Consider the following 15154-nt stretch of genomic DNA (forward strand, 5'->3'; position numbering starts at 1 on the left):
CCTGTCGGGAAAACCGGGGAGAGAGACTCAAGCATGGACTCGATCGCGCCGTCAGCCCGCTGGCATGCGCTCAAGCCACAACTCATCGTCATGGGTTACTACGGGGTGGGACTGTTGCTGATGCGCGGGATCTCGCTGCTGCTGCTGCCCCTGCTGACCCACGCCCTCACCCCCGACGAGTATGGCGAGCTCGAGCTGCTGCTCTCGGTGATCAACCTGGGCTCCCTGCTGCTGGGGTTGGGGCTGGTCGAGGCACTCTACCGCTTTGCCGGGGTAGCCGATGCCACCCAGCGCCGAGCTGTGGTGGCCCGTGCCATGGGGCTGGCCTGGCTTATTGCCCTGTTGTCGCTCCCCCTCTGCTGGCTGGCGGCCCCGTTGGTGCAAGGCTGGCTCCCCCTGGCCACGCCGCTCTCACACCTGCGCTGGGTGCTGCTCGCCTTGCCCTTTGAGGCGGTGATCGCCATTCCCCTGGCCTGGCTGCGCATGCGCGACCAGGCCCGTCTCTTTTTCTTCGCCACCGTGGGCAAGACCCTGTTGCAGACGGCCATGACCCTGAGCGGCCTGGCCCTTGGCTGGGGTGTCGCCGGGGTCCTCGCCTCCGGCACCCTCAGCTGCCTGTTGCTGGCCCTCTGGCTGACCCATTGGCAGTGGAGCGACAGTGGCATCACCTGGCCTGGCGCCTTTAGCTGGCGTCTGATGGGCTATGGTGGCCCCGTGCTGGTGAGCGGCCTGGCCGGGTTTGCCTTAAGCGGGGTGGATCGCTTCTGGCTGGCCGGTGTGGCCGGTGCCGGCGAGCTGGCCCAATATGCGGTGGCCAGCAAGCTGGCTCTGGCGGTGGGGATCTTGCTCCAGCCCTTCGGGCTCTGGTGGTATCCGCGCCGCTTTCAACTGCTGCACGAGGCCAATGGCCGCGAGGATAACGCCCGTATCAGCGTGCTGGGGGCCGCCGTCGGCTTTCTGATCGCCGGCCTGGTGGGAATGATTGCCCCCTGGCTCATCACCTGGCTCACTCCCCAAAGCTACCACGGTGCCAGTCAATGGATCCCGCCGCTGGTGCTGGCCATGGCCCTTCGCAACGTCTCGGATCTGCTCAATCTGGGCTGCTTTTCCGGGGAGCGCAGCCACAGCCAGATGATCATCAACCTGGGCACCAGCCTGGCGGGGTTACTGCTCTTTGCCCTGCTCATTCCCCCCTACGGGGTGGCCGGTGTGGTCTGGAGCCTGCTGCTGATCTACGGGGGGAGGGCGCTGGCCTTCTATCTGGTGAGCCAACGTCTGCTCTGGCTCCCGTATCGCCTCTCGCCGCTGCTCGCCAGCGCCCTGCTTGGCCTCTTGCTGGTCGGAGCCGGCCAATGGCACGCCTGAGCCCTTTGTGGCTGCCCCTGGGATGCGTGCTGCTCGCCTCGCTGCTGTGGTGGAAGCTGCCCCATCCCATGTTGCTACCCGCGCTGGGTCTGGCGTTGCCGGCCCTGTTGCTGGCCCTGCGCAGCCCCATGTGGATGGTGCTCGGATTTATCGTCTTCTCCTTCTTTCGCCTGCACGAAGTGTTTCCCTTTCTCTACCCCTTGCGCATCCCCCAGCTGCTTGCCATGGCCGCCATCGCCGCCCTGCTCTGGCATATCTTCTGGACCGGACGGCTCACCCCCTGGTGGTCACCCCAGCTCACCTGGCTCACCCTCTTCTTCATGCATGTGACCCTGGGGGCGCTGCTCGCCGCCAATCGGGGTGAGGCCATGGCCAGCTGGAGCGGCAGCTATGTGAAGATCTACCTGATGACCCTGGCCTGCGCCTGGCTGCTGCGCACCCCGCGCGAGTTCAGCCTGGTGGTGCGGGTCATCACCCTGTCAGCGGCCCTGGTGGCCCTGGTGGCGCTCTACAACAAGAGTGCCGGCATCGGCCTGGTCGAGGGAACCCGGGTCACCATTGGTCGTGAACTCGGATCCGTGTTGGGGGACCCGAACGATCTATCCCTGGTGCTGCTGTTCGGGGCCGGCTTCTCCTTAAGCCTGCTGTTATCGGATGCTGACGGAAAGGGATGGCGCCTGATCGGAGCCCTCGGCGTTGTGCTGGTCAGCGGCGCCATCATCGCCACCCAGAGTCGGGGGGGGTTGCTCGGACTGTGCGCCGTCAGTGCCCTGTTTGCCTGGCATAGGGTGCGCTCCAAAGCGCTGCTCATCACCCTGGGCGTACTGGCGCTGATGGCGCTCTTCGTGCTGGCCGGGATCAGTGGTCGCGCCTCGGGAGGGGCCGCCGAGAGCGGCGTCGATGCCTCGGCCATGGGACGCCTCTACGCCTGGCAGGCTGCCTGGGGCATGGCGCTGGATCACCCGTTTCTCGGCGTGGGACTGAGCAACTTCTATTACAACTACTTCTTCTACAGCCCCCACTGGGATGGACTCAACCATGCGGTTCACTCCACCTGGTTCGGGGTACTGGCCGAGACCGGCTTTATCGGTATTGCTCTCTTCGTCACCATGGTGGGCACCACGCTTAAGGGTGCATGGCGGGCGAGGGGAGAGGCGGCCCGGGCAGATCCGGCCATCAGACAGGCCCTCGAGGGGGTGACCGCCTCCCTGTGCGGCTTCATTATTTCCGGCTCGTTTCTGACCCAGGGCTTTACCTGGCCCGTCTACATCGAGCTCGCCATCACGGTGGCGCTGCTGCGCTACCTTCACCACCCAAACAAGGAGCAACCCCATGGCTGAGACCCTGTTACTGGTCCACTATGGCGAGGACTGGATCCGTGGCAGCGAGCGCTGCCTGCTCGATCTCATGGCTCACATGGACTGTCAGCGCTATCGCCCCCTGCTCTGGACCAACTCCCCGGCACTGCTGCACGAGGCACACAAACTGGGGGTCGAGGGAGAGCTCGACGAGTTTCCCCTGCTACTCGGCTGGCGCGCCCCCCGCTTCGATATCACCGGCTACGCCCGCTTGCGGCGCAAGGCGCGCGAACTGATCGCAGGTCACGACGTCCGCCTGATCCACGTCAACAGTGCCGCACCCTGCCAATGGCTGGTGCCGGTGGCGCGCGCCCTGTCGCTCCCCCTGTTGTGTCATCTCCATGCTCGTTATCTGCCACGGGATCGCTACACCCTGAGAGTGCACGGGGCCAGTCGTCTCATCGGGGTGAGCAGCGTCGTGCTCGAGGCCTGGTCCCGGGACGGGGTCCCCCCCCACCATCTCGACTGCATCCCGAACGGCGTGGATCTGCCGCGCCTGATGCAGGCGTCGGCAATCCCCCTGCGCCAATGGCTGGAGCTTTCCCCCGACACCCTGCTGATGGCGGCCGTTGGCTCGCTCATTCCACGCAAGGGGATAGACAGATTGTTCGAGGCCATGAGCCTGGCGCGGGAGGCGGGGGCAAAGGTGCACCTGGCCCTGCTCGGTAGCGGCCCTGAGGAGGCGCAGCTGAGGGCTCTGGCCGAAGAGCGCGGGATAGCGCCCCATGTCTCCTGGCTCGGAGAGCAGCCAGAGGTGGGACGCTGGCTGCGCGGCGGGGTCGATCTGGTGGTCTCGGGGGCCAGGGAGGAGGTCTTCGGCCTTACCCTGGCCGAGGCTGCTGCTCTGGGACTTCCCACCCTTGCCTTTCGGGTCGGGGGGATCCCCGAGGTCGTTCAACACGATCGCACCGGCCTGCTCTGCCCGGATGGGGACACAGCCGCCATGGCCGGCGCCATGCTGCATCTGGTCGAGCCCACCGTACGCCAGCGCCTCGGTGAGGCCGGCAGAGAGCATGCCTTGCACCACTTCACCATGGCGCGCTATGTGGGTGCTATCGAGCGGGAATGGCAACGCTTGCTCAATAGCAGACCCGAGCCCGGCCCGGCCTTTCCCGGCCTGTGGCGTTGGCTGGGGCGGCGTATCGGACAGGGGGGCTAGCTGATGGCGCTGCTGATCGTCGATCCCATCGCCTTTCGTGGCGGCTCCAAGGTGGCCACCGAAACCCTGCTCTCCCTGTTGCCAACCGAGGGCGCCCGGGTTCTGACCCGAGACCGCGACTCCTGGCATGCCCAAGCCTGTCGGCGACTTTGGCTGCCGCGCTGGTTACAGGGGCGTGAGCAGGGGTGGGGTTATCTGCTCAAGCAGGGGGTCATACTGCTGCAGATCCTGGGACAGGGGAGAGGGGTGAGCGCCCTGATCGGCGCCTCCGGGCCCGGGGTCGATCTGGCGGTCCACTGGGCCGCCCGGCTGCTGCGTGTGCCTGTCGTGCAGTTTGTCCACGGCCCGGTGGGCACCTCTGGCGTCGCCCGCCGGGCCCTGGCCAGGGTCGACCGTCTCTTTTATCTCGAGAGCGCCCGGGCAAGCCTGGAGCGTCTGCTCGACCACCCCTTGCCGGCGCACTGGCAGCCGTTTCAAAATGGCCTCAGCCAACGGAGTTGGCCCACGCTCTCGATGGGGCAAGGGGTGCTTTGGGCTGCATCGCTGCTGCGCTGGAAGGGGCTCGAATTGATGCTCGATGCTCACCGCCAGATGCATGAGCCGCAGCCCCTGCATGTCTGTTATCTCACTCCGAAGGAGACGGGCCAACCGGTGAGCAAGATTGCCCCTGGGCAACGCGGTGTCCACTGGTATTCGGCCCCCCGGGATCTCGATGCGATCCGCTCCCGCTGCTCTGTCTTTGTCTCAACCAGCCATCAGGAGCCCTTTGGTCTCTCTCTGCTCGAGGCCATGGCCGCCGGTCTGTGCGTCGTGCTGCCCCGCGATGGCGCTTACTGGGATCGGGAGCTCAAGGAAGGGGTGCACTGCGTCAAGTACGAGCCCGGCTCCTGCGCCGATCTCGCCCGTGTTCTCGATACATTGTGTCGTGACCCGAAGCGGGTCCGCAGCCTGGGTGAGGCGGCGGCCCGTCTCGCCTCTGAGCGCTATCGCGCCGAGCTGACCTGGCAGGCCCCGCGCCAGTATCTGCTTGGCCTGATAGGGGTCTGAATAACCGCTTATCCCAGGTAAACGGCGAGGATCTCGCTCATGCGGCTCTCGACGCTATAGCCTGCCACTACCGTATGGCGTGCCCGGTTGCCCATCTGCAACCGATCGGCGGCCGAGAGCGAGAGCCAGTCGTTAAGCTGCGCCGCCATAGCCAGCCGATCTCCCGGTGGGATCAACCAGCCGTTGCGCCTATGGTCAATGAGGGAGGGGATCCCCCCCACCGCAAAGCTGCAAAGCGGGATGCCATGGGCCATCGCCTCGAGCGCCGCCAGGGGGAGCCCCTCATGGGTTGAGGTGATGCAGAGCAGGTCTATCTCTTTCCAATGCGCCGCCATCTCGCAAAAACCGTGAAACTGAACCCGATCAGCGTACTGGCAAACCAGCCTGCTATGTAGCGGCCCTTCACCGTAGAGGTGAAACTCTCCCTCGGGGCAAAGGCCTGCCAACTGGCAGAAGAGAGCGGGATCTTTTTCTTCGCTGAGGCGGCCGACGAAGGCGATGCGCCTGCCCATCAGTGATGAGCGCTCGCTCGGCAACGGCACAAAATTGGGAATAAGGTGCGCCTTGCCGTTGAGTTTTGCGGCGATCTCACCGCTCACCGCGATGCATTTTGCAAGGGGAGCGGTCCAGCGATCCAGCCGGCTATAGAAGGCAAGGCGCCCCCGGCCATCATCACCGCTGTGAAAGGTCGAGACCACGGGCACCCCACCGAGCGCGCCGAGCAGACGCCCCAGGATCCCCGCCTTGTAGCCGTGGGTATGGAGCAGATCGACCCGATCGCCCAGCAGCAGCGGCAACAGGCGACGCCAGTGACTGAGCACCCGAAAGGGGAGCCTCTCCTGCACAAGGCGCATCACGAAAGGGCTCTGACCATGATCGCAGAGCAACACCACTTCGGCCTCCATGCCGTGCTCACTCAGCGCCCTGGCCAGATGGCAGACATGGGTCTCAATACCCCCAATACCTCTTGCATCGATCAGCAACCAGACTCGCATCGCGCTTCTCTCCCATGGGTTTACCCCGATTGAGCAGAAAACAGGCCAATGTGTCACGGTGGTGGGCAGAGATTGATATACTGTATATCCATACATATACTTACTCTGTTTCCATCCTCAGGAGTCCATCATGGCCGTTACTATTCAATACGTTGTCGTACGCGCAGGAGTTGAAAAGATGACCTTTACCAGCAAGAAGGAGGCCGATGCCTATGACAAGCTGCTCGATCTGAGCGACGAGCTGACCCGGTTGCTCGAGCTGGCACCGGTCGAGCTTGCAGAGCCCGACCGTGAGCGGCTCGCCTTCTATTTGGCCAGCCAGCGAGAGGCTCTTGCCGCCCTGCTGCGTGGCGGCAAGGGGGCTCCCAATGAAGAAAAGAGCCCCAAGAAAGCGCTCAAGCAGGTGGCCTGAGTCTCGCCTTATTCACTTTTTTGGGTGTTTAGTCAAATAAGCCCCCTATATCCCCGAGAATTTTGAGACAACAACGAATATGGCGTGAATAGTGTCATGCCAACGACGGGGGCCAAGCCCCCACGACCCGCAGTCATGCCGCCCCGGCGGCATGGGGCCAGAGAGAGCCATCGATGAATCCACTCCTTCCCCCCGCCATGCCCCTGTTTGACACCCTTGCCCACCTCGAAGAGGGCAATGGTCAGGTTAACCAGTACCTGGCCAGCCTGAGTTTGACCCGCATCCCGGATGCGGGGCTCGTCTATGAGTTGGCCGTGGACTGGCTGCTCGAGCAGCGCCACAGCGAGAACAACTACAAGACCTACCGCAGTGAACTCACCACCTTCTTGCACTGGTGCTTCGAGCAGGCCTGCATCAGCCCCAAGGATCTCACCCGCCGCATCATGATGCGCTATCTGGAGTTTTGTCAGGCTCCGCCGGTCGAACTCATCGGCTATTACAACGTCGCCCAGTTTGTTCGGGACAAGGAGTGGGGAGAGCGGTTGGCCAACCCCGCCTGGCGTCCCTTTCTGGGCAAAAAGGAGGATGGCCGGCCCCAGCCCTATCGTCTGAGTGAGCCGGCCATGCGCACCAAGCTGGCCATCCTCTCCGCCTTCTTCCAGTTCCTCATTCAGGAGGAGTACATGGAGAGAAATCCGGCGCTGCTCCTGCAACGCACCAAGCGGCCGGTGGAGGGGAGCGAAGAGAGTGTGCAAGCCTTTAGCGAGCTGCAGTGGTCCTATGTGGTACAGGCCGCCGAGGAGCTGGCCCATGCCCAGCCCGAGCAGCATGAACGCACCCTCTTTCTGGTTCGTCTCATGTATGCCTGTTACCTGCGCATCTCTGAAGTCGCCGCCAGGCCAGGTTTTAGCCCTGTGATGAGCCAGTTTCGCCGCGACAACAAGACAGGCGTCTGGGGCTATCACATTCCCTGCAGCAAGGGAGGAAAGCGGCGCACCGTGGCGGTCTCGGCAGCGTTGCTGCAGGGGCTCGAACGTTATCGTGGCTTTCTTGGCCTCTCACCGCTGCCAGCCCCGGGGGAAAATACACCGCTATTTGTACGTCACAAGGCGGCCGGACACGGCCGCGAGCAGGGGGAGCTCAACGCCAATCTGGGGATCCGTCAGCTCAGGGAGCTGATCGGCAATGTCATCACGGCTGGCGCCAATCTGGCCGAGCAGGCCGGGCACTGGCAAGACGCCGCCGAGATGCGCACCCTGACCGTGCACGCCATTCGTCATACCGGCATTACCCACGACATCAACCTCAACGGTCGCCCGCTCTCCCACGTTCAGGCCGACGCAGGGCACGACAGCATAGAGACCACCTCCCGATATCTTCACACCAGCCATGCGGAGCGCCATGAGAGTGCGCGCAGCAAACCTCTTGATCATCTGGCGCTGGCGCGTGAGAGATAACGGTCGCGATTTTTAAAACAAGTGAGAGCATTGTCCCGCTCTTGACCCTTGTTGGAGGAGGCGTGAAGAAGGGAGCGGGACAAAGAGAGAGGGTCAGGGCTCTTCGCTGTAGTCGCCAAGCCGCTGCGCCGCCTCGAACACCAGGGCAGCCATATGAGGGGGAAGATTGGCACTGAGCGCCTGCAGCTGACGGATCAGCTCCTTGTCACTCATGGCCCAGGGATGATTGGTGGGAAGGCCGGTCACGGCCTGGGTGTGCATCAGCATAAGATACTCCGCAGAAAACGCAGGGGATGGTACTAAAGGCGGGGTGAAGGCGCCACTGTCATCATTCAGACCGCCCCAAGAGGGAATTTATTACCCGTTGTGCGGGTAAATATCTGTCGTCACCGCGCGTTTCGTATAGAAAATCGCCTTCTAAAACAGCCCGCAGTGCAGGGAGGGCAGGGGACTTAACCACTGACTTTAATAGTGAACTCTAGTCTCAAAATGGGACGTTTCGGGTGTCAGGGGAGGGGCTATGGCGGATTCTTGGGATGACTACTGCGAGCAGGAGAGGGCGTCACCGGATTTTCTGGTCGAGCGGGAGCATGTGGTGGGAGAGGGGGCTTTGCTGGATCAGCTAGCTAGGCTGGCCGACCTCTATGTGGTCAGGCGGCAGGGAGATCGGATGGCGGGGTTGGCCGACTTGGGCGATGACCTGCTCAAGATCGCAGACCAAGAAACTAAGGAGGGCGTTTCACCTTCGACCGATTTACTGCGGGAATTGTATCGCCGTAGATAAACACATGGCGCCGTTATCTCTCACGACAGATGCCGATAAATAGGGTTATCGGCGCCACAGGTAAACGTTATTGACAAAGTATTTAGTATAAGTGTGTACTGGATGGCAGGACATAAGCCAAAGTCATTCGGCTTCGGTCGGTGGCATGGAAAGCCTTCTCATATATCTTAAACTGGAGGCTTTATATGAAAACCCTAAAACAATCCATTCTGGATGCCTACGCAGCAATCGACTCAAATCGTTGCAGTGTTAATCCACGTATTAAGCAACGAGCAGAGTCAGACCGCAAACTGCTCATAAGATTCGAAAATGAATGCCAAGAGCTCTGCTCGGGAAACCTTGAGCAAACTCAAGACGCTCTTATGGCGCAACTACCTGATGAGAGAAAAAATCGTGTTCAGGAGATTATCTCCTGGATAAAAACCAACCCATTCATCTCCATAAGTTGGAGTGCCTAGCCTTTAACAAGTGGACCCCAATCCATTTCACCTGGTGACGTGGCATTGGGGTCACACTGGGCCAGCAGTTCTTCCAGCGTGTAGAGCGGCTGGCCACGCAGTTTGGCGCGAGCACGCTCTACATCATCAAACGCCGCAGTCAGCAGCGCCGGATCACCATCTTCCAGAGCGGCTTGCAGATAGGCGACCATCTCGACCTCACTGGTTAGACTGTCGGCCACATCAAAACGGCTCCAGGACGCTTTCAGCTTCATTCCTTATCCTCCGCATTAGTCACTTCGCATAATATATATTATGTTAAATTAACTATGTAAGTGAACCCTATCACTGGTGCTATCACTTCGCCCACCGCCTTTGGAGGCCATTGGGCTGGTGCTCGCGACAGCACTTGTCTAGAGAGACAGCTCTCGGGCATCAGCAACTTGATAGTGGCACGGCCTTGGCCAAAGGCGCCCTCTTGTCTGCCATCAACAAGGGTGCCATGCTGCCGGGGCTCGTTCATAGGTTCTTAGCGGCTCTCGCAATATGGACGTTCAAGTGGCTAGCGCCACTTAATTCACTCGCTTAAGGATTCATCATGTTCAAACAGACTGCCTTACTACTCTCTCTCGCCCTGATGGGCATGACTCCGGCTCACGCCATTAGCGCCAAGTATCGTCAACAACTGGAACAGTCCGGGTGTACCCAGGTCACTGAGGCCCAGGGCTGCGACATTCACAAGAGCAAGGCCGAAAACGCAGCCGCCGGATTTGGCTCCGTCGCCACTCCAGCCAGTCCCTATGCCGGTCACTGGATTGCCACGCAGCCCCAGACCGGTGCCACCGTGGCCCATATCCGTATCGATGCCAAGGATCAGGTATGGGTCAACAACAAGAAGCTGAAGGCCAAGAAATCTGATGGCGCCCTGATCGTCAAGGATGGCTATATCACCTACACCATTCAGGGGGATCGCCGGCTCAAGGGAGAGGATACCTGGTTTGACAGCGATGCCGGCACCAGAGGCATCATCACAGCCCAATAAGCCGAACGGGGAGCGCGCCTCCCCGTTTCTCACTCCCCTCCCCTGATATTCCTCCCCGGGCGCCCGCTGCAAAGGTCTCTTCCGAGCGCACCATTTTGTGACTTCGGCCGGTAATGGCGGCCAATGCCCGATGTGATGTGTGTATAATGAGCCCATTATCTGCCCATCATCGGATCATAATAAGTGGCTGAATTATCACCAGAAGAGCTTAAGCCTGACTTTGGCAACACCGAGTTTCGCCCCCTGTCGGCGCAGGAGCCGCTCACCTTTGCGGATCTGCAACCACGCGCCATCTCCGGTATTCATCGCCTGGCCAACTTCTCTGGCGACTCCCCTGTCATGCTGCTCAACGGCTTTCCCGGTGTGGACTATGAAGCGGTCTGCAACCAGCTGATCGAGGGCGTCACCGGCCAGGACTCGGATCTCTTCGATCTCTGCTTTACCGAGAACCTCAACAACCCCTTCAAGCCCATCTGGTTGCAGTTGCAACCGGGCACGGGTTATGAGTTTTGCGAGATGGTGGCCGAGCTGCTCAAGCTGGCCAACCACCACCTGGATGCTGAGCGTCTGGTCACCCGCATCATGAGAAAGCAAAACGATGATCCCAAGATCGACGATTTTCTCTCGGACTTGACCGCTCATGTGGCCCTGGGGCTCGAATTCCAGCACCCGGTGCTTATCAACCTGCTGATCCACCATGAGCAGAAGCAGGCGCCCATCATCTATGGGCGCGATCTCAACTGGGACACCCTGTTTGGCTCCATCAACTACCAGACGGAGCAGGGCTCTGTCTATGCCAACCACCACCTGCTCGAGCCTGGCCTGGTGCGCGAGGCCAATGGTGGCTACCTCATCCTTCCCCTCGATGAGCTGCTGGCCCAACCCCACCTCTGGTTCAAGCTCAAAAACGCCATGCAGAAGGGCGAGCTGGACTGGAACGCCTTCCAGGAAGGCAAGACCCTTACCCCCTTCTTCTCTCCCGAGCCCACCCCGGTCAAGCTCAAGCTGATCCTGGTGGGCGATCGCCTGGATGTGGCCGAGTTCCAGCAACTCGACAGGGACATGAGCGAGCGTATCTTCCTGCGTGCCGAGCTGGTCTCCGAAGTGAGCGTCGAGCTGCAGCTCGACGAGTTCACCCGCTATCTGGCCGGACTGATGCAGCAGTGGCATCTGCTGGACTTCACGCCGGATGCGGTGGCGGCCCTCTGCCGTCACGCCTCACGTCTGTGTGATCACCAGGAGTGGCTCTCTCTGGCCGATGTGCAGATCAGTGCCCTGATGCGTCTGGCAGATGGTGTAGCCCGGGATGCCGGCGCCGAGCAGATCTCCGGTGATCATATCCGCGAGGCTCTGGGCGAGCAGGATTTTCGCCTCAACTATCTGGTTGAACAGTCGGATCTGGGCGTCATCGATGGCCAGATCCTGCTGCAGACCGATGGTGAGGAGATCGGCCAGATCAATGGTCTCTCGGTTATCCAGGTGGCCGGCCACCCCTATGACTTTGGCGAGCCGGTCCGCCTGACCGCAACCGTTCACATGGGAGATGGCGATGTGGCAGACATCGAGCGCAAGGCAGAGCTGGCCGGTCACATCCACGCCAAGGCGATGATGATCATCCACGGCTACCTCTCCAACAAGTTTGGGGCCGAGAACCCCTCCCCCCTCTCCGCCAATCTGGTGTTCGAGCAGTCCTATCACGAGATTGACGGCGACAGCGCCTCTCTCACCGGTCTGTGTGCCCTGCTCTCGGCCCTCGCCCGCCAGCCCATCTTCCAGCACTTCGCCGTGACGGGCGCGGTCGATCAGTTCGGCAACGTGCAGCCGGTGGGCGGGGTGAACGAGAAGATTGAAGGCTTCTTCCGGGTCTGCCAGATCCACGGCCTCACCGGTAAACAGGGGATCATACTGCCCGCCACCAACAACCTGCAGCTCAACCTCTCGGACGAGGTGATCGAGGCGGTAGAGGCCGGCCAGTTTCATATCTACCCGGTCAGCCATGTGGAAGAGGCCATCGAGCTGCTCACCGGCTGTATCGCCGGCGAGCCGGACAAGGAGGAGACTCTGTTTGGTCGTATCCAGACCCGTCTGGACGAGCTCAACGGCACCCTGCCCCGCCAGGGTTTGTTGCGCCGGCTGCTGGGGCGCCTGTTTAGCCTGTAAGAGAGATCGGAGTTGTTTAGCGAACAGGTGTACGCTAAATTGGCCGGGCATTGAACGTCAACGAGAAGGATTGACCCGTGATCGAAGAAATGACCGCTCCCCGCCTCTCCCTTTGTGAACAGGGCAAAGAGAGCTTTACCCGTGAAGAGCTGCTCGCTTGCAGCCGTGGCGAGCTCTTTGGTGAGGGGAACAGCCAGCTCCCCGCCCCCAATATGCTGATGATGGATCGCATCGTGACCATCAACGACAAGGGTGGTGAGTACGCTAAGGGCGAGATCCTGGCCGAGCTGGATATCACGCCTGACCTCTGGTTCTTCGATTGCCACTTCCCCGGGGATCCCGTCATGCCCGGCTGCCTGGGCCTGGACGCCATGTGGCAGCTGGTTGGCTTCTTCCTCGGCTGGAAGGGTGGCCCCGGCAAGGGTCGCGCTCTGGGGGTTGGCGAAGTGAAATTCACCGGTCAAATCCTGCCGACAGCCAAGAAGGTCACCTACAAGATCACCATGAAGCGGGTCATCAACCGCAAGCTGGTGATGGGGATCGCCGACGGTGTGGTCGAGGTAGACGGTCGACCCATCTACAGTGCGACCGATCTCAAGGTGGGCCTGTTCCAGGACACCAGCAGCTTCTAAGCAAAATGACCAAGGGGCCCAGCGGGCCCCTTGTCGTTGTATCCTGTCGTTACTTCATATTCATGAAGAGGCCTGAACCCCGTCCTTCCATGGCATCTCGCCAACCCCCGAGCCAATGACCACGGGCATCTAGGCACTGATAGGGACAAGCCTCCTTATGTTTGCCGGCAACGCCAGCCTGATAACCACGAGCGCGAGCCCTTTCCAGACGGTCCCGTTTCTGTCTCTTCATCATTCTTGACCCTCTTTGCGTGGAAAAAAAAGTCGACCAATTTTGCACCGGTCGACTTTCATCATTATCCCAATCGGGAGGGCGGGTCAAACCCAATTTTTCATCATCTCGTCACTGTGTGACACAAGCGTATGAAGTGGGTGAACTTTCGATGACGGGTTATCAGTCACCGTTTTTTATACCCTCCAACTCCTCCCAGCGCAGGAAGGCCTCCTCGAGACCGTTCTCGGCCGCCGCCAGGGCTTCCAGCCTGGGCTGGGTCTGCTCACTGGGCAAAGAGAAGAAACCGGGAGCATTGATCTCGGCCTGCAGGGTGGCGATCTCGGCCTCCAGCGTCTCGAGACGAGCAGGCAGGGCATCGAGCTCGAGCTGCAACTTGTAGGAGAGCTTCTTGCTCTTCCTGGCTTCGGGTGCAGGGGTTGGCGCCACGACGGGCACAGGCTCGCTCTTCTTCACCGGCTGACTCACCTGCTGACTGCGGGTGTGCATCATGTCGGCATAGCCACCCACGTAGTCGCTGATCCGCCCGTCTCCTTCGAAGAACCAGCAGCCGGTCACCGTGTTGTCGATGAAACGGCGATCGTGGCTCACCAACAGCAGAGTGCCCGGGTAATCCGCCAGCAGCTCTTCGAGCAGTTCGAGGGTTTCGACGTCGAGATCGTTGGTCGGCTCGTCGAGGATCAGCAGGTTGCTCGGCTTTAAGAACAACTTGGCCAGCAGCAGGCGGTTCTTCTCGCCCCCCGACAGAGCCCGCACCGGGGTACGCGCCCGCTTGGGTTCGAACAGGAAGTCTTGCAGGTAACCGAGGATGTGACGGGTACGTCCACCGACGGTCACCTCCTGCTTGCCTTCCCCCACGTTCTCCATCACGGTCTGCTCGGGGTTGAGCTGCTCACGATACTGATCGAAGTAAGCCACCTCGAGGTTGGTGCCCTGACGAAGCTGTCCAGCGTTGGGCTCGAGATCCCCGAGCAGCAGCTTGATGAGGGTCGACTTGCCACAGCCGTTGGGACCGACCAGGGCAATCTTGTCACCGCGCTGCACCAACAGCTCCAGACGGGTGAAGAGGGTCTTGTCATCAAACGAGAGACTCACTCCCTGAGCCTCGAACACCAGCTTGCCGGAGCGACCCGCATCCTCCATCTGGAGTCTGGCCTTGCCTTGCAGCTCACGGCGCTCGCGACGCTCCATGCGCATCGCCTTGAGGGCGCGCACTCGCCCCTCGTTGCGGGTACGGCGGGCCTTGATCCCCTGGCGTACCCACACCTCTTCCTGGGCCAGCTTGCGATCGAACTCGGCGTTTTGCAGCTCCTCGACCCGCAGTGCCTCCTCCTTGCCGATGAGGTACTGATCGTAATCCCCGGGCCAGGAGGTGATCTTGCCGCGATCGAGATCGATGATGCGGGTCGACAGGCGGTGGATAAACTCCCGATCGTGGGAGATAAAGACGATGGCGCCGCGAAAATCTTTCAGGAAGTTCTCGAGCCACTGAATGGCGTCGATATCCAGGTGGTTGGTCGGCTCGTCGAGCAGCAGGATGTCCGGATCACTGGCCAGGGCACGGGCCAGAGCCACCTTGCGCAGCCACCCGCCGGAGAGGCTGGAGAGCCTGGCCTCCGGATCGAGACCGAGCAGTTGCAGCACCTGATTGATGCGGGTCTCGAACTGCCAGCCCTGGCAGTGATCGAGCTGCTCTTGCAGGCGGCTCATGGTGCGGATGTGCTGATCGCTCGGATCCTTGGCCACCAGGAGCGAGGCCTGATGGTAGTCCTTGAGCAGCTCCCCCACCAGAGAGAGGCCCTCGGCGGCGTAGTCGAACACACTGTGCTCACTCGAGGCCGGCGGATCCTGCTCGAGACGGGCGATTTTCAAATCCTGCTGGATGATGAGACGACCGTCGTCCAGGTTCATCTCGCCAGCCAGGATCTTCATCAGGGTGGACTTGCCTGCCCCGTTACGCCCGACCAGACAGAGGCGCTCGCCACGCTCGATCTGCAGATCGGCCTGATCGAGCAAGGGGGCATCACTAAACGAAAGGCAGGCGCCGTGCAGGGTCAACAGAGCCATCGTGATT

General features: G+C 61.2%; 15 protein-coding genes. 10 read left to right on the plus strand and 5 right to left on the minus strand.

Annotated elements, in window-relative coordinates; all coding sequences use genetic code 11:
• Positions 1 to 33 precede the first annotated feature (33 nt).
• Genes BN1133_RS02005 through BN1133_RS02020 form a run of 4 tightly spaced genes read left to right on the plus strand, consistent with a single transcriptional unit; the run spans position 34 to position 4929 of the window.
• Positions 34 to 1365 (plus strand): lipopolysaccharide biosynthesis protein, encoded by a 1332-nt coding sequence (locus BN1133_RS02005; RefSeq protein ID WP_231686226.1) that lies wholly within the window; start codon positions 34 to 36, stop codon positions 1363 to 1365.
• Complete coding sequence (locus BN1133_RS02010; RefSeq protein ID WP_050664885.1) at positions 1353 to 2705, plus strand: O-antigen ligase family protein; 1353 nt, start codon at positions 1353 to 1355, stop codon at positions 2703 to 2705. Before BN1133_RS02005 ends, BN1133_RS02010 begins: the two co-directional genes overlap by 13 nt.
• Positions 2698 to 3882 (plus strand): glycosyltransferase, encoded by a 1185-nt coding sequence (locus BN1133_RS02015; protein WP_050664886.1) that lies wholly within the window; start codon positions 2698 to 2700, stop codon positions 3880 to 3882. The genes BN1133_RS02010 and BN1133_RS02015 overlap by 8 nt, the downstream gene beginning before the upstream one ends.
• Before the next feature lie 3 nt (positions 3883 to 3885).
• Positions 3886 to 4929, plus strand: coding sequence for a glycosyltransferase family 4 protein (locus BN1133_RS02020; RefSeq protein ID WP_050664887.1), 1044 nt, complete (start codon positions 3886 to 3888; stop codon positions 4927 to 4929).
• An 8-nt stretch (positions 4930 to 4937) separates the two neighbouring features.
• On the opposite strand, the gene BN1133_RS02025 is transcribed toward BN1133_RS02020, so the two are convergent.
• A complete protein-coding gene (locus tag BN1133_RS02025; protein ID WP_050664888.1) occupies positions 4938 to 5924 on the minus strand; it encodes a glycosyltransferase family 4 protein in 987 nt (328 codons plus the stop codon).
• Between the two features lie 130 nt (positions 5925 to 6054).
• On the opposite strand from BN1133_RS02025, the gene BN1133_RS02030 reads away from it, so the two are divergent.
• The gene (locus tag BN1133_RS02030; protein ID WP_050664889.1) at positions 6055 to 6336 is read left to right on the plus strand and encodes a YebG family protein; all 282 of its coding nucleotides are present in this window, start codon (positions 6055 to 6057) and stop codon (positions 6334 to 6336) included.
• A gap of 197 nt (positions 6337 to 6533) precedes the next feature.
• Positions 6534 to 7793 (plus strand): tyrosine-type recombinase/integrase, encoded by a 1260-nt coding sequence (locus BN1133_RS02035; protein ID WP_050664957.1) that lies wholly within the window; start codon positions 6534 to 6536, stop codon positions 7791 to 7793.
• 93 nt (positions 7794 to 7886) lie between these two features.
• Here the strand turns inward: BN1133_RS02035 and BN1133_RS19945 are convergent, their stop codons facing one another.
• On the minus strand, positions 7887 to 8060 hold the full coding sequence (locus tag BN1133_RS19945; protein ID WP_157432334.1) for a hypothetical protein: 174 nt from the start codon (positions 8058 to 8060) through the stop codon (positions 7887 to 7889).
• A gap of 253 nt (positions 8061 to 8313) precedes the next feature.
• On the opposite strand from BN1133_RS19945, the gene BN1133_RS02040 reads away from it, so the two are divergent.
• Entirely contained in the window at positions 8314 to 8577 is a 264-nt protein-coding gene (locus tag BN1133_RS02040) for a hypothetical protein (RefSeq protein ID WP_050664890.1), read from the plus strand.
• A 454-nt stretch (positions 8578 to 9031) separates the two neighbouring features.
• Here BN1133_RS02040 and BN1133_RS02045 read toward each other — a convergent pair whose 3' ends face one another.
• On the minus strand, positions 9032 to 9289 hold the full coding sequence (locus BN1133_RS02045) for a hypothetical protein (RefSeq protein WP_050664891.1): 258 nt from the start codon (positions 9287 to 9289) through the stop codon (positions 9032 to 9034).
• Between the two features lie 323 nt (positions 9290 to 9612).
• Here BN1133_RS02045 and BN1133_RS02050 point away from each other — a divergent pair, with 323 nt between their 5' ends.
• From BN1133_RS02050 to fabA, 3 genes are all read left to right on the plus strand, one after another.
• Complete coding sequence (locus tag BN1133_RS02050) at positions 9613 to 10056, plus strand: hypothetical protein (protein WP_050664892.1); 444 nt, start codon at positions 9613 to 9615, stop codon at positions 10054 to 10056.
• A gap of 183 nt (positions 10057 to 10239) precedes the next feature.
• Positions 10240 to 12216: a Lon protease family protein gene (locus BN1133_RS02055; RefSeq protein ID WP_050664893.1), complete on the plus strand. Its 1977-nt coding sequence runs from the start codon at positions 10240 to 10242 to the stop codon at positions 12214 to 12216.
• An 89-nt stretch (positions 12217 to 12305) separates the two neighbouring features.
• Positions 12306 to 12848: a 3-hydroxyacyl-[acyl-carrier-protein] dehydratase FabA gene (fabA, locus tag BN1133_RS02060; RefSeq protein ID WP_050664958.1), complete on the plus strand. Its 543-nt coding sequence runs from the start codon at positions 12306 to 12308 to the stop codon at positions 12846 to 12848.
• A 49-nt stretch (positions 12849 to 12897) separates the two neighbouring features.
• Here fabA and rmf read toward each other — a convergent pair whose 3' ends face one another.
• Positions 12898 to 13083, minus strand: coding sequence for a ribosome modulation factor (gene rmf, locus BN1133_RS19470; protein WP_193556662.1), 186 nt, complete (start codon positions 13081 to 13083; stop codon positions 12898 to 12900).
• A gap of 159 nt (positions 13084 to 13242) precedes the next feature.
• Positions 13243 to 15147: an ATP-binding cassette ATPase Uup gene (gene uup, locus BN1133_RS02065; RefSeq protein WP_050664894.1), complete on the minus strand. Its 1905-nt coding sequence runs from the start codon at positions 15145 to 15147 to the stop codon at positions 13243 to 13245.
• Between the last annotated feature and the right edge of the window lie 7 nt (positions 15148 to 15154).

Source organism: Aeromonas schubertii (genome assembly GCF_000820105.1).
Taxonomy (GTDB): Bacteria; Pseudomonadota; Gammaproteobacteria; order Enterobacterales; family Aeromonadaceae; genus Aeromonas; species Aeromonas schubertii.

Bases quoted from the DNA above. Each gene is read 5' to 3' on its own strand.
- BN1133_RS02020 (WP_050664887.1), top strand. From the start codon at position 3,886: ATGGCGCTGCTGATCGTCGATCCCATCGCCTTTCGTGGCGGCTCCAAG.
- BN1133_RS19945 (WP_157432334.1), bottom strand. From the start codon at position 8,060: ATGCTGATGCACACCCAGGCCGTGACCGGCCTTCCCACCAATCATCCC.
- BN1133_RS02025 (WP_050664888.1), bottom strand. From the start codon at position 5,924: ATGCGAGTCTGGTTGCTGATCGATGCAAGAGGTATTGGGGGTATTGAG.
- BN1133_RS02030 (WP_050664889.1), top strand. From the start codon at position 6,055: ATGGCCGTTACTATTCAATACGTTGTCGTACGCGCAGGAGTTGAAAAG.
- BN1133_RS02050 (WP_050664892.1), top strand. From the start codon at position 9,613: ATGTTCAAACAGACTGCCTTACTACTCTCTCTCGCCCTGATGGGCATG.
- BN1133_RS02015 (WP_050664886.1), top strand. From the start codon at position 2,698: ATGGCTGAGACCCTGTTACTGGTCCACTATGGCGAGGACTGGATCCGT.
- BN1133_RS02035 (WP_050664957.1), top strand. From the start codon at position 6,534: ATGCCCCTGTTTGACACCCTTGCCCACCTCGAAGAGGGCAATGGTCAG.
- BN1133_RS02005 (WP_231686226.1), top strand. From the start codon at position 34: ATGGACTCGATCGCGCCGTCAGCCCGCTGGCATGCGCTCAAGCCACAA.
- BN1133_RS02010 (WP_050664885.1), top strand. From the start codon at position 1,353: ATGGCACGCCTGAGCCCTTTGTGGCTGCCCCTGGGATGCGTGCTGCTC.
- BN1133_RS02045 (WP_050664891.1), bottom strand. From the start codon at position 9,289: ATGAAGCTGAAAGCGTCCTGGAGCCGTTTTGATGTGGCCGACAGTCTA.
- uup (WP_050664894.1), bottom strand. From the start codon at position 15,147: ATGGCTCTGTTGACCCTGCACGGCGCCTGCCTTTCGTTTAGTGATGCC.
- BN1133_RS02040 (WP_050664890.1), top strand. From the start codon at position 8,314: ATGGCGGATTCTTGGGATGACTACTGCGAGCAGGAGAGGGCGTCACCG.
- rmf (WP_193556662.1), bottom strand. From the start codon at position 13,083: ATGATGAAGAGACAGAAACGGGACCGTCTGGAAAGGGCTCGCGCTCGT.
- fabA (WP_050664958.1), top strand. From the start codon at position 12,306: ATGACCGCTCCCCGCCTCTCCCTTTGTGAACAGGGCAAAGAGAGCTTT.